This window comes from Accumulibacter sp. (assembly GCF_029255145.1).
In the GTDB taxonomy this organism is placed as follows: domain Bacteria; phylum Pseudomonadota; class Gammaproteobacteria; order Burkholderiales; family Rhodocyclaceae; genus Accumulibacter.
Window position 1 is genome coordinate 36,387 of sequence record NZ_JAPUVQ010000044.1, and the last position, 17,919, is coordinate 54,305.

12 protein-coding genes are annotated in these 17,919 nt (G+C 64.3%); all 12 read left to right on the plus strand.

Annotation, left to right across the window (positions count from 1 at the left end):
- Positions 1-190 precede the first annotated feature (190 nt).
- The 12 genes from Q1L50_RS04900 to Q1L50_RS04955 all read left to right on the plus strand — a co-directional run bounded on the left by Q1L50_RS04900 (position 191) and on the right by Q1L50_RS04955 (position 17,910).
- Positions 191-1,765: an arylsulfatase gene (locus tag Q1L50_RS04900; RefSeq protein WP_300336323.1), complete on the plus strand. Its 1,575-nt coding sequence runs from the start codon at positions 191-193 to the stop codon at positions 1,763-1,765.
- A 263-nt stretch (positions 1,766-2,028) separates the two neighbouring features.
- Positions 2,029-3,756, plus strand: coding sequence for an arylsulfatase (locus tag Q1L50_RS04905; protein ID WP_300336324.1), 1,728 nt, complete (start codon positions 2,029-2,031; stop codon positions 3,754-3,756).
- An 82-nt stretch (positions 3,757-3,838) separates the two neighbouring features.
- The gene (locus Q1L50_RS04910) at positions 3,839-4,873 is read left to right on the plus strand and encodes an HAD family hydrolase (RefSeq protein ID WP_300336326.1); all 1,035 of its coding nucleotides are present in this window, start codon (positions 3,839-3,841) and stop codon (positions 4,871-4,873) included.
- A gap of 125 nt (positions 4,874-4,998) precedes the next feature.
- A complete protein-coding gene (locus tag Q1L50_RS04915) occupies positions 4,999-5,622 on the plus strand; it encodes a YSC84-related protein (RefSeq protein WP_300336328.1) in 624 nt (207 codons plus the stop codon).
- 161 nt (positions 5,623-5,783) lie between these two features.
- Complete coding sequence (locus Q1L50_RS04920) at positions 5,784-6,641, plus strand: peptidylprolyl isomerase (RefSeq protein WP_300336330.1); 858 nt, start codon at positions 5,784-5,786, stop codon at positions 6,639-6,641.
- 299 nt (positions 6,642-6,940) lie between these two features.
- Positions 6,941-7,339, plus strand: a complete 399-nt coding sequence (locus tag Q1L50_RS04925) for a MarC family protein (RefSeq protein WP_300336332.1) — start codon at positions 6,941-6,943, stop codon at positions 7,337-7,339.
- A 194-nt stretch (positions 7,340-7,533) separates the two neighbouring features.
- Positions 7,534-8,664, plus strand: a complete 1,131-nt coding sequence (locus Q1L50_RS04930; RefSeq protein WP_300336334.1) for an efflux RND transporter periplasmic adaptor subunit — start codon at positions 7,534-7,536, stop codon at positions 8,662-8,664.
- Positions 8,665-8,683: 19 nt separating this feature from the next.
- Complete coding sequence (locus Q1L50_RS04935; RefSeq protein ID WP_300336336.1) at positions 8,684-11,878, plus strand: multidrug efflux RND transporter permease subunit; 3,195 nt, start codon at positions 8,684-8,686, stop codon at positions 11,876-11,878.
- Positions 11,832-13,358 carry an efflux transporter outer membrane subunit gene (locus Q1L50_RS04940; RefSeq protein ID WP_300336338.1) on the plus strand — a complete coding sequence of 509 codons (1,527 nt, stop codon included), beginning with the start codon at positions 11,832-11,834 and terminating at the stop codon, positions 13,356-13,358. The genes Q1L50_RS04935 and Q1L50_RS04940 overlap by 47 nt, the downstream gene beginning before the upstream one ends.
- 6 nt (positions 13,359-13,364) lie before the next feature.
- The gene (locus tag Q1L50_RS04945; RefSeq protein ID WP_300336340.1) at positions 13,365-14,168 is read left to right on the plus strand and encodes an NAD(P)-binding protein; all 804 of its coding nucleotides are present in this window, start codon (positions 13,365-13,367) and stop codon (positions 14,166-14,168) included.
- A gap of 242 nt (positions 14,169-14,410) precedes the next feature.
- Positions 14,411-16,999 carry a plasma-membrane proton-efflux P-type ATPase gene (locus Q1L50_RS04950; protein WP_300336342.1) on the plus strand — a complete coding sequence of 863 codons (2,589 nt, stop codon included), beginning with the start codon at positions 14,411-14,413 and terminating at the stop codon, positions 16,997-16,999.
- A 35-nt stretch (positions 17,000-17,034) separates the two neighbouring features.
- On the plus strand, positions 17,035-17,910 hold the full coding sequence (locus tag Q1L50_RS04955; RefSeq protein WP_300336344.1) for a polyphosphate kinase 2 family protein: 876 nt from the start codon (positions 17,035-17,037) through the stop codon (positions 17,908-17,910).
- The last annotated feature ends 9 nt before the right edge of the window (positions 17,911-17,919 follow it).

The following is a 17,919-nucleotide window of genomic DNA, read 5'->3' on the forward strand; positions in this document are numbered from 1 at the left end:
CATTCTTCACGACGCGTCGTGAACGCCGCTTGCCGCGCTGACGTCCCTTCGCGGCTACACTCGCGGCGGTGGTCCGAGACACGCCAGCGCGCAGGCCAGGGAACGGCGCCTGGCGGTGGTCGCTGCCGGCAAGGCGGCGCGGTCGGCAACGATCGCTTTGAACCATCGGTTCGGCAAAGGAGGAAGAAAAATGACGTTTATTGCGAAATTCGCTACCCGAATCACGGCCCTGCTGGCCATCCTGACGATCACTCTGGGAACGGCAACGCCCGCGCTGGCACAGGCCCCGGCCAAGAAACCCAACATCCTCATCATCTGGGGCGACGACATCGGCTACTGGAACCTCAGCGCCTACAACCAGGGGATGATGGGCTACAAGACGCCGAACATCGACCGCATCGCCCGCGAAGGCGCGCTGTTCACCGACTGGTACGGTCAGCAGAGCTGCACCGCGGGACGCGCCGCGTTCATCACCGGCCAGTCGCCCTACCGCACCGGCCTGTTGAAGGTTGGCCTGCCTGGGGCGAAGGAAGGTCTGCAGGCGGGCGACGTGACGATCGCCGACCTGCTCAAGGCGCAGGGCTACATGACCGGCCAGTTCGGCAAGAACCACCTGGGCGACCTCGACGAACACCTGCCCACCGCGCACGGTTTCCAGGAGTTCAAGGGCTCGCTCTACCACCTGAATGCCGAGGATGAGCCAGAGCACGAGGACTACTTCAAGGATCCCGCGCTGCGCAAGAAATATGGTACGCGCGGCGTTATCCATACCTGGGCCATGGCCGACGGCACGCAGAAGATCGAAAACACCGGCGCGCTCAACAAGAAGCGGATGGAAACCATCGACGACGAGGTGACCACCGAGACCATTCGCTTCATGGCCGACGCCAAGAAGGCCGGCAAGCCGTTCTTCCTGTGGTGGAACTCGACGCGCATGCACATCTGGACCCGGCTCAAGGAATCGTCCCGCGGCAAGACGGGCCTTGGCATCTACCCGGACGGCATGTTAGAGCACGACGCCCACGTCGGCCAGATACTCGACGCGCTCAAGGAGCTGGGCCTCGAAGACAACACCATCGTGATGTACTCGACCGACAACGGCGCGGAGAAATTCACCTGGCCGGACGGCGGTACCTCACCCTTCCGCGGCGAGAAGAACACCAACTGGGAAGGCGGCTATCGGGTGCCGACGGCGATTCGCTGGCCCGGTGTGATCAAGCCCGGTAGCGTGTTCAATGACATTTTCGCTCATGAGGACATGTTGCCCACGCTGTTGGCCGCCGCCGGCGTGCCCGACGTCACGGCACAACTCAGGAAGGGCATGCAGGTCGGCAACAGGACTTTCAAGGTCCATCTCGACGGCTACAACCTGACCGATGCGCTCGCCGGCAAGTCACCGAGCCCGCGTCACGAGTTCTTTTACTGGAACGACGACGGCCAGCTCGTCGGCTTGCGTTACGACCAGTGGAAGATCGTCTTTGCCGAACAGAAGGCGCACGGCGCCGAGGTGTGGCGGCAGCCGTTCACGACGCTGCGCGCACCGAAAATCTTCAACCTGCGCAGCGATCCGTTCGAGATCGCTGAAATCGAAGGCATGGACTGGAATCGCTGGTGGGTCGAGCACATTTTCCTGCTCGTACCAGCGCAACAGTACGTCGGAAAGTTCATCGGCACGTTCCGGGAGTTCCCGCCCAGTCAGAAGGTCGGCAGCTTCTCGCTCGATGGCGTGCTGCAGGCGCTGCAGACCCCCGGCCGCAGCGACTAGCGCTTGACCATCCAGGGCCATTCTTGTTGACCAGGTGGCAATGAAAAGCGCGACCAAGACGAAATCTTCTGCTGCGCGGCGACGGTCGATCGGCAAAGCACCCGCTCGGCCCGCCGCCGCCCTGGCCAACTTGTGCAAGGATGCGCCCGCCGGTGTAATCTGCGGCGCGTCATCACTCCTGGACACAAGCCCCGGCACTTGTGGCAACTGCCACCGCCGCTAGTGATCCGTTTTGAATAGCACCACCACCAAGGAGAGAAACGATGAGGCTCATCACGAGATTCTGCTGCAGATTGCTGACACTGTTCGCGGTGCTGGCGCTGGGCACCGCTTCGGCCTTCGCAGCCACTGCCAACGCGACCGCCAGCGCCAAGCCCAACATCCTGTTCATCATGGGCGACGACATCGGCTGGATGCAGCCGAGTATCTATCATCAGGGCCTGATGGTCGGTGAAACGCCGAACATCGATCGCATCGGCAAGGAAGGTGCGCGATTCATGACCTATTACGCCGAGCAAAGCTGCACCGCCGGGCGTAACGCCTTCTTCACCGGCATGCATCCGCTGCGCACCGGCATGATCCCGCCGCAACTGCCGGGCAGCCCGTCGTGGTTGCGGCCGGGCACGCCGGCGCTGGCCAAGTTTCTGCTGGATCTGGGCTACACCACCGGCGAGTTCGGCAAGAACCACCTCGGCGATCATTTCGAGGCGCTGCCCACTTCGCACGGCTTCCAGGAGTTCTGGGGCTACCTGTACCACCTCGACGCCATGCAGGGCGTGAGCTTCGTCGACATCAACAAGACACCACTGGTGCAGGGCATCGCGCCGCCGTGCAAAAACACGCCGATCACCGGCTTGCCCGAGGTGCCCGGCGCGCTTGATCCGAAAACGGCAACGTGTCTGACGCCGCCGCGCCCGGTCATCTGGTGCAAGTCCAGCGACGGCACGCAGAAGAACACGAGCTGCAAGGACGAAGGCCCGCTGACGCTGGATCGCTCGCGGACCGTCGACGAAGAAATCTCGGCCAAGGTCATCGACTTCCTCGACCGCAACGACCCCAAGAAGACCGGCAAACCATTCTTCGTCTGGTACAACCCGGCGCGCATGCACGTCACCACCATGCTCTCGCCGAAGTACGAGGCGATGGTCGGCGAACCCGGCGGCAAGGACTGGGGCACGAACGAAGCCGGCATGAAACAGATGGACGACAACATCGGTGAAGTCATCAAGAAGCTCGAAGCCATGGGCCAGCTCGACAACACCATCATCGTCTTCACCACCGACAACGGCGCCGAGAACATCACCTTTCCGGACGGTGGCAACACCCCCTTCAAAGGTGGCAAGCTGACCACCTGGGAAGGCGGCATGCGCGCCCCGGCGCTCATACGCTGGCCGGGCGTCATCCAGCCGGGCACGGTCAAGGACGATATCTTTGCCTCGCTCGACTGGCTGCCGACGCTGGTACATATCGCTGGCGGGCCCAAGGGCAACGCGCTCAACGAGCAGATCATGGCGGGCAAGTATCCGGGTATCGTCAAGACCAAGCTCGACGGCGTTGACCAGACCGACTACCTCACCGGCAAGTCGGCCAAATCGGCGCGTGAAGTCTTCTTCTACTACACCGGCTCACAACCATCGGCCGTGCGCTACAAGAACTGGAAGATGTACTACACGATGGTGCCGGACACCGCGACCGGCGGCTTGTTTGGAGCCACCAGTTTTCACTGGACCCAACTGCTCAACCTCAAGCGTGATCCCTTCGAGCAGACGGTCGGTGCCGACGCCAAGTCCCTGCTGGGCTACGGCGGTGCATTGGGCTCGCCCGGAAACGCTTATATCTACAACTGGAACATGTTGCCGATCGGCCAGTTGCTGTGGGAGAAGGAACTGTATTCGTACAAGGAGTTCCCGCCGATGCAGGCACCCGAAACCTACAACCTGGACGGCATCCTCAAGGCCATGCAGAAGGGTGGCAACAACGGGCACGATTGAACCGGCAGGCTGACAGCTTGTGACCGTGCGGGCGCCTGTGACACGGCGCCCTTTTTTCTGCCTTCTTGTGAGAAGAACCGAGATGAAGATCATCCGCCTCTTGACGACCTCCACCCGTTCGCTGGCATTGACCCTGCTGCTGGTTCTGGCCATGCCTGCCCAGGCCCAGAGCGACCCGTTGCCTTCCTGGAACGATGGTGCCGCCAAGCAGGCAATCATCGCTTTTGTCGAAGACACCACCTCGCCAGGAAGCCCGCAGTTCGTCCCGCCGGCCGAGCGCATCGCGACCTTTGACCAGGACGGCACGCTGTGGGTAGAGCATCCGATGTACTCGCAGGTGATGTACATCCTCGAGAGCGTGCCAGCGCTGGTCAAGAGGAAGCCTGAACTGGTCAAGGTCGCGCCCTACTCGACGGTGCTGGAGATACTCAAAGGCGACCATGCGGCCATCGCCAGGCTGACGCTGCCCGACCTCGAAAAACTCGCCGCCGCCACGCTGACCGGCATGCCGGTCGACACTTTCAACGCCGAAGTCAAGAAGTGGCTCGCCGAAGCGAAGGACCCGCGCTGGAAGAAGCCGTATCCGGAACTCACCTACCTGCCGATGCAGGAAGTGCTGAAGTACCTGCGCGCCAGCGGCTACAAGACCTGGATCGTCACCGGCGGCGGTCAGGATTTCGTGCGCACCTACTCGGAAGCTGTATATGGCATCCCGCCCGAGCAGGTGGTCGGCACCGCCGGCGGCACCACGTACGGCTACGGCAAGGACGGCAAGCCTTTCCTGACCAAGGCCCCGAAGCTGTTGCTCAACGACAACAATGCCGGCAAGGTCGAGGGAATCCACCTGATGATCGGCCGCCGCCCGACGATGGCGGTCGGCAATTCGACCGGCGACCAGCAGATGCTCGAATACACCAAGGCCGGCGACGGCGCCCGCCTGTCGATGCTGGTGCTGCACGACGACGCAACGCGTGAATACGCCTACGGCCCCGCGCAAGGACTGCCGGCGACCAAGGTCGGACCCTTGACGCCAGAGCTCTACGAGCAGGCGAAAAAACAGGGCTGGACGGTCATCAGCATCAAGGACGACTGGAAGCAGATCTTCGCCTTCGAGTGACAAGAGCGCGCGGGCCTGTGCCGGTCCGTGCCGTCTTCGCAGAGAAGCCAATGAAACGGCAACCGTCGAAGCGGCGATAATTCCGTTTCGTCCAGGCACCAACGCTTTCTTCGGGAGAAGACGCCATGAAAACACGCACCATGATCTGCGCCGCAGCCATTTGTCTCGCTTCGCCACCACTCGCGGCCCAGCAATGGTCCTGGGATCCCATGAAGGACGTCGAGAATGTATTGCCCGCCGGCGTTCCGAATGAAGGAAGGATCATTCAGGCCAGACATCAGGTACGCGAGATGTCACAGGACGCACTGAGCTCGCTGTACGAGATCGCGCTGGGCGCGCAGCGGGCGATCGAGCACTCTGCCGGCTATGCCGTCTTCAGCACCTTCGGGATCAAGCTCTTCTTCGCCGGCGGCACAACCGGCAAAGGCGTGGTCGTCAATCAACTGACGGGTCGCCAGACCTTCATGCAGATGGCGCAAGTGCAGGGGGGACTGGGATTCGGCATCAACAGGAATCGCCTGATCTTCGTCTTCGCCAGCGAACAGGCCTTGCGCAACTTCATTGACCAGGGCTGGGAATTCGGCGGCCAGGCCAGCCTCGCGGCGATGGCCGGCGGCCAGGGCAGCATGTTTGCCGGCGCCGCTTCGGTAGCACCCGGCGTCCACCTCTACCAACTGACCGAGACCGGGCTCGCGGCCACGCTAACCGTCTCCGGGACCAAATTCTTCAAGGACGCCGACCTCAATTGAGTGCTTGTCGCGGGTCAGCAATATGCCCCACAATTTGCCCGGCAAGCGATTCCGGCCGCAGGCCGGACCCGCATACATGAAAGTGCCAGCCACCAGGACGCTGCAAGGGATTTTTCACCCGCCTGTGAGCTGGTTTTTTTGCTACCCCCAAGGAACGATTAATGAGATCGATCAAGTCCCGAGTTCTGCTGGCCAGCGCTGCTTCGCTACTGGTCGTCAGCGCCTGCAACCCCGACCAGACTGCAAAATCCGCGGCACCAGCGGCGAAAGAAACGGCCGTCGCGACGGTAAACGGCATCGCCATCAACAAGAGCCGTGTCGACATGATTGTCAAGCAGGGAGCCAGCGCCGGCCAAGCGGACACCCCGGAAGCGAGAAAGAGCATCATCGAACAGCTGACGATGCAGACCCTGGTTGCCGAAGCCGCGGTCAAGAAGGGCTTGGACAAATTGCCTGAAGTCACGGAGCAAATCGATGTCATCCGACAGTCCGTTCTGGCCAACGCCTATGTGCAGGATTTCCTCAAGAGCAACCCGGTCACCGACGAGATGCTGAAAGCCGAATACGATCGCATCAAGGCGAGCATCACCGGCAGCGAATACAAGGCGCGCCATATCCTGGTGGAGACGGACACCGAAGCCAGGGAGATTATTGCCAAACTGAGGAAGGATGCCGGGTCGTTCGCCAAGCTGGCGATGGAAAAATCCAGAGATGCGGGCTCCAAGGCGGCAGGCGGCGAACTGGGGTGGTTTGACGTGAGCCGGATGGTGCCAGAGTTCAGCAGCGCCGTCAGCAAGCTGGAAAAAGGCACCTTCACTCAAGAACCGGTAAAGACCCAGTACGGCTACCACGTCATTTTGCTGGAAGACTCCAGGCCGATAGAAGCGCCTCCCTTTGAGGAAGTCAAACCCGATCTGGCACAACAGGTGCAGCAGCAGAACCTGAAGAAGCAACTGGACGACCTCAAGGCCAAGGCCAAGATCGAGACCGTTGAAGCGCCCGCCGCCGCCGCCAAGTAACACCCGGTAAGACCCGGTCGTGTAATTCCTTCGCCCGGGGACCTGCGTGATCCGGATCTGTCGCATGGGGAGTCTGACGGCCAGGAGGCGATGGGCGCGTTTCACTTGACCCAGGCGGCAGCTTCATTGGCTGGCGAGGGAGGCGACGGTGAACTTGTTGATACCGCAACACCTGCAAGCCGCGGTTACCGTGGTGGCGTTGGTGAATCCGCTGATGTGCGGCGCCCTGTTCGCCCGCATCGAGGGCCAGCAAACGCGACAGACGCAGTTCGCCGACGCCACCAGGGGCGGCCTCGGCCGTGCTGGTGATTCTGGTTCTGGCGGCACTCTTCGGCGTTCGCATCCTGCACCTCTTCGGCGTGTCTCTGGATGCGTTTTCGGTAGCGGGCGGCGGCGTGCTGTCGTGGATCGGGTTTTCGATGCTGGCCGGCAACGCTGCCACCGACAAGCCCGCGAACGATGGCGACGCCCGGTGGCTGGCGCCACTGATCATCTTTGCCGCCAGCACCGGCACGATTACCGGCGTCATTACCTTGGCCGTTCCCCATGGCCATCGCGAACTACTTCCAGTCACCGCGCTGACAGCCGTCGCCATGGCGCTGCTGGCCATGTGGATCGCCATGCTGCTTGTTGCCCGCATGGGCGGCCGCGGCGGCGCTGGCTTCCTGCGCGAGACCATCGGCCGGTCATGGGCCTGATCCGATGGCAGCGTATCGGTCCCGGGAGCGTTTGCCCTGCACCGACCGGGATTCGCAGTGCGCCGCAACGCACTGTTCCAGCGTCCCCGATCGATGCGCTCCGGTGGTGGCGCTCACCCGGAGTCTGATGGTATATTCCTCCCCGTTTTCGGTTCGGCGCCCACCATCCCCGCAGGCCTTGGAGGTTTATCTATATGCGTAGGCTCGTGATGATTCTGGCAGCGACGGCCTTGCTGGCGGGCTGCGGCAAGAAGGAGGCAGCACCCGAGGTGAGGCCCCCGGCCGAGGTGACGGTGATGACGGTCACCCCGCGCGACACGCCGGTCAGCTACGAGTACGTCGGCCAGACGCAAAGCTCACATCAGGTGCAGATCCGAGCGCGCGTCAACGGCTTCCTCGATCAGCGCATCTACACCGAAGGCGCGATGGTCAAGGCCGGCGACGTGATGTTCCAGCAGGACAAGAAGCCGTTTCAGGCGCAGCTGGAAGTCGCGCGGGGCGGCCTGGCGGAGCAGCAGGCGCGCCTGCAGACGGCGAACGACAATCTCGCGCAGGTCAAGCCGCTGGCGGCGCTCAATGCGTTGAGCGTCAAGGATCTCGACGACGCGACCGGGCAGCAGCAGGCAGCGGCCGCGGCCGTACAGTCGGCAAAGGCCACCGTCGTGCAGGCGCAGCTCAATCTCGGCTACACGACGATCACCACGCCGGTGACCGGACTCTCCAGCTTCGCGCGCGTGCAGGACGGCGCCTACGTCAACGCCGAGAACAGCCTGCTCACCTACGTCGAGCAGATCGATCCGATCTGGGTGAATTTCACCCTGTCCGAGAACGACCTGCTCGCATTGCGCACCGAGCAGGCGGCGGGCGCGCTCAGGCTGCCTCCGAAGGACGAGTACACGGTCGAGCTGGTGCTGGCCGACGGCTCTATCTTCCCGCAAAAGGGCAAGATCACTTTCGCGAATGCCAGCTTCAACTCGCAGACCGGCACCTTCCTGCTGCGCGCAACGTTGCCCAATCCGTCGGGCGAGCTGCGGCCGGGGCAGTTCGTCCGGGTGCGGGTGTCGGGCGCCGTGCGCATCAACGCGATCAGGGTGCCGCAGCAGGCCGTGCTGCAGGGCGCGAAAGGGCATTTCGTCGTGGTGATCGACAAGGAGAGCAAGGCGGAGATCCGCGGTGTGCAGGTGGGGCAGTGGTACGGCGACGAGTGGTTCATCACCGCCGGCTTGAAGCCCGGCGACGTGGTCGCGACCGACGGCGTCGTGCGCCTTACGCCCGGCGCGCCGGTGAAGATCGTCCCGCCCGCGGCGCCGGCCGCCAGGCAGTAAGCACCGGAGCCCGCGCCCAATGTTCTCCCATTTCTTTATCGACCGCCCGATCTTCTCGGCGGTCATCGCGCTGATCATCTCGGTCGTCGGCGTGGTGGCGATGGTGAAGCTGCCGATCGCCCAGTACCCGCAGGTAACGCCGATCCAGATCCAGGTGACGGCCACCTACCCCGGCGCCAATGCCACGCTCGTCGCGCAGAACGTCGGCGCGCCGATCGAGCAGCAGGTCAACGGCGCCAACAACATGATCTACATGTCGTCGACCAACTCGTCCACCGGCAACTACACGCTGACGGTCTATTTCACCATCGACACGGACCCGGCGCTGGCGCAGGTGGACGTGCAGAACCGCGTCAGCCAGGCGATGGCACAGCTGCCGCAGTCGGTGCAGGCGCAGGGCGTCGACGTACAGCAGAAGACCTCGACCTTCCTGATGGTGCTGGCGTTCTACTCGCCCGACGGGCGCTACGACGCGGACTTCATCTCCAATTACACCAACGTCCAGATCCTCGGGACGATCAACCGCATCAACGGCGCCAACCAGGCGTCGATCTTCGGGGTTCCCGAGTACGCGATGCGCGTCTGGCTGAAGCCCGACCGGATGGCGCAGCTCGGCATCGGGACGAGCGAGATCGCCAACGCGATCAAGAACCAGAACCAGCAGTTCGCGGTCGGCCGGATCGGCGCGCCGCCGACGCCGTATCCGGTGAAGCAGACGTTCCCGGTCACCACCAGCACCATCACCGAGCCGTCGCAGTTCGACAACATGATCCTGCGCAGCCAGAACGCCGACGCCGCGCTGGTGCGGGTGAAGGACGTTGGCTACACCAACCTCGGCGCGCAGAGCTACTCGCTGCGCACCAGCTACCAGGACAAGCCGGCGACGCTGATCGCGGTCTACCAGCAGCCCGGCGCCAACGCGCTGCAGGTCTCCAAGGAAGTGCGCGCCACGCTCAAGGAGCTGCAGAAGAGCTTCCCGGACGGCCTCGACTACGCGGTCGCGCTCGACACCACCTTGTTCGTGCAGGCGTCGATCGACGAGGTGGTGAAGACCTTCTTCGAGGCCGTGGTGCTGGTGGTGCTGGTGGTGTTCATCTTCCTGCACAGCCTGCGCCTGACGATCATCCCGACGCTGGCGGTGCCGGTGTCGATCCTCGGCGCGCTGGTGGGGATGCTGGTGTTCGGCTTCTCGATCAACATGCTGACGCTGTTCGGCATGATCCTCGCCATCGGCCTGGTCGTCGACGACGCGATCGTGGTGGTGGAGAACACCGAGCGCAATATGGTCCAGTTCGGCCTGTCGCCGCGCGACGCGGCGAAGCGCGCGATGGACGAGGTGTCGGGCCCGGTGATCGCGGTGGTGCTGGTGCTGAACGCGGTGTTCATCCCGGTGGCGTTCCTGGGCGGCATCACGGGCGCGCTCTACAAGCAGTTCGCCGTGACCATCGCCATTTCCGTGGTGTTCTCGGGCCTGGTCGCGCTGACGCTGTCGCCGGCGCTGGCGGCGATCCTGATCAAGGCCAAGCACGGGCAGAAGAAAGGCTTCTTCAAGTGGTTCGACGACAGCTTCGAGCGGATCACCAACGGCTACGTGAGCGGCGTCAAGTGGATCACGCGCCACTACCTGATCGGTCTCGCCGTGTTCGTCGCCGTGGTTGCGGGCACGGTGTTCATGTTCAGGCTGCTGCCCACCGCGTTCGTGCCGCAGGAGGACCAGGGCTACATCTTCGTCGCGTATTTCCTGCCCGACTCGGCGAGCCTCGACCGCACGGGCAACGTCGGCAGCGCTGCCGCGGCGATGGTGCGCAAGCACGAGGCGGTGGCCAACGTCTCGCAGGTCGACGGCTACAGCCTGATCGACTCGCAGATGAAGACCAACTTTGGCGTGCTGTTCGTGGCGCTGAAGGATTACGAGGAGCGCAAGACGCCCGCCCTTTCGGCCGACGCGCTGATCGCCGACCTGCGGCGAGAGTTCGGCGCCATCCAGGGCGGCCTGGTGGTGCCAGTGAACCCGCCGGCCATCCCCGGCCTGGGCGTCACCGCCGGCTTCCAGATGTGGATCGAACAAAAGGGCGCGGGCAACTACCAGCAGCTCTCCGACGTCGCCGAGAAGATCATCGCCAAGGCGCGCACCCGGAAGGAGCTGACGGGGGTGAGCACCACCATCCGGGCCGACGGCCAGCAGCTGCTCGCCGACGTCGACCGCGAGAAGGCCGAAGTGCTCGGTGTGGCCGTGCAGGACGCCTACAACACGCTGCAGACCATGTTCGGGTCGCTCTACGTGAGCCAGTTCCCGAAGGACTCGCGGCTCTACCAGGTGGTGCTGCAGGCCGAGCCCAAGTATCGGATGACGCCGGAGGACATCGGCCGCTTCTACGTCAAGAACCGCCAGGGCGACATGGTGCCGCTGTCTGCGCTGGTCACCACGCGCTTCGTCACCGGCCCCGACCTCGTCACCCGCTTCAACAACTATCCGGCGATCGCGATCAACGGCTCGCCGGCACCGGGTGTGAGCTCCGGCGAGGCGCTGGCCGCGATCCGCGAGGTCGCGGCGGAAATCATGCCCAACGGTTACGGCTACGAATGGGCGGGTGAAGCGCGCGAGGAGGTTTCGTCGGGCTCCACGTCGGCCATCGCGTTCGTCTTCGGCCTGCTGTTCGTGTTCATGATCCTGGCGGCGCAGTACGAAAGCTGGTCGCTGCCCATCGGCGTGATGATGGCGGTGCCGTTCGCCATTCTGGGCGCGCTCGCCGCGATCGCACTGCGCGGCATTCCCAACGACCTCTACTTCCAGATCGGCCTGTTGACGCTGATCGGCCTCGCCGCCAAGAACGCGATCCTGATCGTCGAGTTCGCGGTGGAGATGAACCGCAAGGAAGGCAAGCCGTTCTTCGACGCGGCGGTCGAGGCGGCGCGGCTGCGCCTGCGGCCGATCATCATGACCTCGTTCGCTTTCGTGCTGGGTACCGTTCCGCTGGCGATTGCCACCGGCGCCTCGGCCAACAGCCGGCATTCGATCGGTACCGGCGTCATCGGCGGGACGCTGGCGGCGACGATCATCGCGATCTTCTTCATCCCGATGTTCTACTGGCTGCTGGAAACGGTGAGCGCGAAGCTCTTCAGCGGCGCGCAGAGCCAGGCGATCGACACCGGCGAGAAGACGCCGGATGATGGCGCCGCCGTCGCGCCCACCGCACCGCGCGGGGGCGAATAGGATGAAACGGCCCCCGAGCTCCGCCCCGCTCGCCGCCGCCCATGGGGGCGGGATACGCCGCCGCGCAGCGGTAGGTGCGATCGCCTGCAGCCTCATCGCCGGCTGCATGATTGGCCCCGACTACCGCCGGCCGGAAATCGCCGCTCCGGGTGCTTACCTGTACGAGCCGAAGCAGACCGCGGCGACCGCGAACGTCGAGTTCTGGAAGCAATTCGACGACCCCGTGCTGGATGCCCTGATCGCCGAAGCGCTCGCCAACAACAAGAACGTCAAGATCGCCGCCGCCAACGTCGAGCAGGCGGCGGGCGTCCTGACCAGCACGCGCTCGCCGCTCTTTCCGCAGCTCAACTATCAGGGGAGCGCGGCGCGCGAGCGCTTCTCGCAGGGTGGCCTCGACAAGCTGCCTGCCGGCATTTCCAACCCGACCAACGCCTACCAGCTGCTCGCCGGGGCGAGCTGGGAGATCGACCTGTGGGGGCGCGTGCGCCGCCTGACCGAGTCGGCGCAGGCCAGCCTGCTGGCCAGCGACGAGGCGCGACGCGGCGTGATCCTGAGCCTGGTGGCGTCGGTCGCGAGCGGCTACCTGCAGCTGCGCGGCCTCGACGAGCAGCTCGTCATGGCGCAGCGCACGCTCGCAAGCTACGCCGAGTCGCTGCGGCTGATGGAGCTCAAGTTCAGGTATGGTCGCGTCTCGCAGATGAACGTCGAGCAGGCGAAGGCGCGCTACCAGACCGCCGCGGCGCAGCTGCCGCGGATCCGGCGCGACATCGCCCTGACCGAGGATGCGCTGTCGGTCCTGCTCGGCAACTCGCCCGGCCGCATCCCGCGCGGCAAGGGAATCTTCGCGCTGACGCTGCCGCCGGTTCCGCCGGGAGTTCCCTCGGAGCTGCTCGAGCGCCGCCCCGACCTGCTGCAGGCGGAGCAGCAACTGATCGCGGCCAACGCGCTGATCGGCGCGGCCAAGGCCCAGTACTTTCCGACCATTTCACTGACCGGCGCGCTCGGCACCGCAAGCACCGACCTCTCCAATCTGTTCACGGGCCCGGCGCGGGCGTGGAGCTACGCCGGCGCGCTGGCGGGGCCGATCTTCACCGGCGGCGCGATCGCCGGCCAGGTCGCGCAGGCGGAGGCGGCGCAGCAGGCCGCGCTGCTGTCCTACGAGCTCGCCATTCAGAGCGCCTTCGCCGACGTCGACAACGCGCTGATCTCGCGCGAGACGCTCATCGATCAGGTCGCGGCACAGGCGCAGCTGGTCGATGCGCTGCGCGGCTACTCGCGGCTCGCGCAACTGCTGTTCGACGGCGGGCGCGCGCCATACTCGACCGTGCTGCAGGCGGAGGAGCAGCTCTTCCCGGCCGAGCTCGACTGGGCCGCCGCACAGGCGCAGCTGTGCGTTTCGCTGGTCAACATCTACAAGGCGATGGGCGGCGGCTGGGTAACGGCCGCCGATAAACTGACCGCGAAGCCGCCGTCCAATTGAGCACCAATGACCATCTATCGCGTCAACGAGAGCCGGTCGGGCCAGCGGCACCTGCAGGAGTGGCGTCGTCGGGCGCTGCACACGCTGGGTCAGCTGCTGTTGGCGACGCTGGCGATTGCCATTGGGCTGATAGTTCTGGATTCCTCGGGCCTGTCGCTGGAAAAAAGGTTTTTTGCTGGGATGTGGAACGCGGCCAACCTGGTTACGACAGTCGGAGACTTCTCTGCCTTCAACGAGCAGCAAAAGGTGTTCATGCTGGTGGCGATGTTCATGTCCGTGATCATCGGCGGCTACGCAATCTCGCAGCTTACCGGCCTGCTTTCGAGCGATGCCGCTTTGGCGGCGCGTGAGAACAGAACCATGAAACGCATCCTCGACGGTCTGGCAAACCACGTTGTCGTCATCGGCTTCAGTCCGCTGGGGCGGCTGGTTGCCGGCCGCATGCGAGCTGCCGGCGATCAGGTGATCATTGTCGAGAAACTGGACGATCTGTCGGCGCAGGCCTCCGAACTCGATTATCTGGTGGTTCAGGATGACGCCGGGCTGGATGACGACGTCCTGAAACGGGCGGGCGCGGACAAGGCGAGGGCGTTGGTGGTCATGACCGAAGATCAGGATCGCAAGCTGGCCATCACGCTGATGGCGCACGCCCTCAACCCCAGGCTGCACATCGTTGCGACCGGCCAGAACAGTCAACGCGGCGCACTACTGGAGCGGGCGGGCGCATCGGAGGTGGTGATCGCCGATGATCTCGTCGCCGCGGAACTTGTCGCCCGGCTGGGCGGCAAGGCCGGGCCCGATCGCCAATGAAAAATGAATGGTCATGAACGAACCGCAGGATGAAATTCCCTCGGTTTAATGCCATCCTTCCCCTTGATCACTCCCGGCTGCCGGGGGATATTGCAGCTGTCACCACCCTCAGTGCAATCGCATGAGTGCCGATGTCGTAAAGCTGCGAAAATCAAACGCGCCGCGCAGCGGGCTTGTCCTCGTCCAGCGTGCTACATTAATCCATCGATGCCGTTTTCCACTTCTTGACCCAGGAGGACCGTATGGCCGACCTCACCGAGCAGTCAGACACTCCCGCCGCCAGCGGACCGGATCTCGAGAAAATCCCGGTCGAGCAGGTGCTGGCGGCGCTCGCCGTCAAACCCGAGCAGGGTCTCAGCACGACCGAAGCGCAGCAGCGCGTCGCCAAGTACGGCCCGAACGCGATCATCGTCAAGGAAAAGAGCCTGGGCGAGCAGATTCTTGGCTACTTCACCGGCTCGATGGCCTACGTCATCGAGGCGGCGGCACTGGTCTCCGCGCTGCTCGGCCATTGGGACGACTTCGTGATCATCGGCTCCCTGCTGCTGTTCAACGCAGCGCTCGAATTCTGGCAGGACCGCAAGGCGTCGAACGCACTGGCTGCCCTGAAGGCCGGCCTGGCACCCGAGGCGACGGTCCTGCGCGACGGCCAGTGGAGCACGGTGCAGGCGTCGACACTGGTCCCCGGCGATATCGTCAAGATCCGCCTGGGCGTGATCGTGCCCGCGGACCTGCGCTTGACCGGTGGTGACTTCGCCTCGATCGACCAGGCGGCGCTCACCGGCGAGTCGCTCCCGGCCAGGAAGAAGGTCGGTGACGAGGCTTACTCGGGCAGCGTCGTCAAGCAGGGCGAGATGGAAGCGGTGGTCATCGCCACCGGCACCAATACCTTCTTCGGCCGTACCGCCAAGCTCGTCTCCGGCGCCGGCGCGGTCAGCCACGCCCAGAAGGCGATGTTCCAGATCAGCAACTTCCTGATCGTCGTTGCCGTCTGCCTGACGCTGGTCCTGGTCGCCGTCAAGGTCTATCACGACATCGTGATCGCCAAGGACTGGAACCTCGCCGACGCCCTCGGCATCCTGCAGTTCGTGCTGGTGCTGATGGTCGCCTCGATCCCGGTGGCGATGCCGGCGGTGTTCTCGATCACCATGGCGCTCGGCGCACTGGCGCTGTCGAAACAGCAGGCGATCGTCTCCAAGCTGTCGGCGATCGAGGAAATGGCCGGCGTCGACATCCTCTGCTCGGACAAGACCGGCACCCTGACCAAGAATCAGCTGAGCCTCAGCGAACCCATGCTTTTCGCCGCCACCGATCCGCAGGACTGCATCCTGGCGGCGGCGCTGGCGTCCAAGCTCGAGGACAAGGACGCCATCGATACCGCGGTGATTACCGCGCTCAAGGACCAGAGCGTCCTCAAGGGCTGGACCCTGACCAAGTTCGTGGCCTTCGATCCGGTCACCAAGCGCACCGAGGCGACGGTCACCGACGCCAGCGGCAAGTCGTTCATGGTCGCCAAGGGCGCCCCGCAAGCGATCGTCGATCTTGCCCAGGCGCCTGCGGAGATCGCGCAGAAGGTCAAGGACGCGGTCGACAGGCTGGCATCGCAGGGGGCCCGGGCATTGGGCGTCGCGCGCTCGGCAGACGGCGGCGCGAGCTGGTCGTTCCTCGGCATCCTGCCGATGTTCGATCCGCCACGCGATGACTCAAAGGACACCATCGACAGGGCGGCGGAGAAGGGGGTGCGGGTGATGATGATCACCGGCGACGACACCGCCATCGCCATCGAGACGGCGCGCCAACTCGGCATGGGCACGAACATCATCGCGGCTGCGGATGCCTTCCCCAAGGACATGGACCCCGATAACGTGCCGCCGGCGATCATCGACGGGATCGAGCGCGCCGACGGTTTCGCGCGCGTCTTCCCCGAGCACAAGTACGCCATCGTCAAGGCGCTGCAGTCGCGCGGCCACCTAGTGGCGATGACCGGCGACGGCGTCAATGACGCGCCGGCATTGAAGCAGGCCGATTGTGGCACCGCCGTTTCGGGCGCCACCGACGCCGCCCGCGGCGCTGCGGCGCTGATCCTCACCGCCCCCGGCCTGTCGGTGATCAACGGCGCCATCGACGAGGCGCGCCGCATCTTCGGCCGCATCAACAGCTACCTGATCTACCGCATCGCCTTGACCATCGACATCATGTTCGTCGTTGTCCTGTCGTCGATCTTCCTCGGTTTCTCGCCGCTGACCGCGATCATGATCGTCGTCATGTCACTGCTCGACGACCTGCCGATGATGACCATCGCCTACGACAACACGCCGGTGAGTCCGCGGCCGGTCCGCTGGGACCTGCCGCGGATCTTTGGCCTGGCCACCGTTCTTGGCGTCTTCTCGGTGGCCGAGTCGTTCGGCCTGCTGCTGTTCGGCATCAAGGCGCTGTCACTTCCGGAACTGCAGGCGTATTTCGGGCTGGCGACACACGCGCAGCTGCAAACGATGATGTTCGTGCAACTGGTGGGGGGTGGCCAGGTGCTGCTGTTCATCACCCGCACCGACGGCTGGTTCTTCAAGCCGCCATTTCCTGCCGCACCGCTGTTCTGGGCAATTGTCGCCACGCAGGTGGTTGCCGCGCTGATGTGTGGCTTCGGCTTGCTGGTGCCGGCGATTCCGTGGAAGCTGATCGGCTGGGTATGGGTCTACCTGATCGCCTGGCTGTTCATTCTCGGCGGCGTCCGCATGATCTACGACCGCTTCGCCAGCTACCGGACAGCGCGTCACATGAAGAGCGTCGAGCTGGTCAATCAGTCGCTGCAACCGCACGTTCCTGCTGCATAGGCCAACACACGATATTCACACGAGGAGCAACCACCATGGACTTCCGCAAGCAATTCTTCGTCAGCCCCGGCGAGAAACTGAAACTCGCCGGCATCGACCCGGCGCAAACCGCTGGCCACGCCTCGTCTGAAGAGGCCCTGCCCGAGATCCAGAAGAATGTCATCCGCATGGACGAGCTGCAGGCCCTGCTCTACGCCGACGGCAACCAGTCGCTGCTGGTCGTCCTGCAGGCGCTCGACGCCGCCGGCAAGGATGGCGTCGTCCGGCACCTGTTCAGCGGCATGAACCCGCAGGGCACCCGGGTCTACGGATTCAAGCAGCCAAGCGCCGACGAGGCGGCGCACGACTTCCTCTGGCGCGCCCATCAGCGGACGCCGGCCAGGGGCGAGGTGGCCGTCTTCAACCGCTCGCATTACGAAGATGTCCTCGTCGTGCGGGTCCATCAACTGGTGCCGAAGGCGGTCTGGTCGAAGCGCTACGCCTTGATCAACGACTTCGAGAAGCTGCTGGCCGAGAACGGCACCCGCATCCTCAAGTTCTTCCTGCACATCAGCCCCGAGGAACAGCTGCTCCGCTTCAAGCAGCGGCTCGATGACCCGGCGCGCAACTGGAAGATCAGCGAAGGCGACTACTCCGAGCGCGAGTTCTGGACCGACTACGTCGAAGCCTACGAGGAAGCGCTGAGCAAGACCAGCAGCAAGGAAGCGCCCTGGTACGTCATTCCCGCCAACCACAAGTGGTTCCGCAACCTGGCGATTTCGCAGATCATCGCCGACACCATGGAAGAGATGGGACTCAAGTTGCCGCCGACGCGCGTCGATCTGAAGGAAATCGCCACCAAGTACCACGCGGCGGAGGTGGCGCAGGAAAAGCGGGCGGGCAAGACGCCAAAGCCGACTGGCAAAAAGTAGCTCGGACGA

What these genes read in the sequence shown, in the direction of transcription:
- Q1L50_RS04900 (WP_300336323.1), top strand. Translation starts at nt 191, where the DNA reads ATGACGTTTATTGCGAAATTCGCTACCCGAATCACGGCCCTGCTGGCC.
- Q1L50_RS04905 (WP_300336324.1), top strand. Translation starts at nt 2,029, where the DNA reads ATGAGGCTCATCACGAGATTCTGCTGCAGATTGCTGACACTGTTCGCG.
- Q1L50_RS04910 (WP_300336326.1), top strand. Translation starts at nt 3,839, where the DNA reads ATGAAGATCATCCGCCTCTTGACGACCTCCACCCGTTCGCTGGCATTG.
- Q1L50_RS04915 (WP_300336328.1), top strand. Translation starts at nt 4,999, where the DNA reads ATGAAAACACGCACCATGATCTGCGCCGCAGCCATTTGTCTCGCTTCG.
- Q1L50_RS04920 (WP_300336330.1), top strand. Translation starts at nt 5,784, where the DNA reads ATGAGATCGATCAAGTCCCGAGTTCTGCTGGCCAGCGCTGCTTCGCTA.
- Q1L50_RS04930 (WP_300336334.1), top strand. Translation starts at nt 7,534, where the DNA reads ATGCGTAGGCTCGTGATGATTCTGGCAGCGACGGCCTTGCTGGCGGGC.
- Q1L50_RS04935 (WP_300336336.1), top strand. Translation starts at nt 8,684, where the DNA reads ATGTTCTCCCATTTCTTTATCGACCGCCCGATCTTCTCGGCGGTCATC.
- Q1L50_RS04940 (WP_300336338.1), top strand. Translation starts at nt 11,832, where the DNA reads ATGATGGCGCCGCCGTCGCGCCCACCGCACCGCGCGGGGGCGAATAGG.
- Q1L50_RS04945 (WP_300336340.1), top strand. Translation starts at nt 13,365, where the DNA reads ATGACCATCTATCGCGTCAACGAGAGCCGGTCGGGCCAGCGGCACCTG.
- Q1L50_RS04950 (WP_300336342.1), top strand. Translation starts at nt 14,411, where the DNA reads ATGGCCGACCTCACCGAGCAGTCAGACACTCCCGCCGCCAGCGGACCG.
- Q1L50_RS04955 (WP_300336344.1), top strand. Translation starts at nt 17,035, where the DNA reads ATGGACTTCCGCAAGCAATTCTTCGTCAGCCCCGGCGAGAAACTGAAA.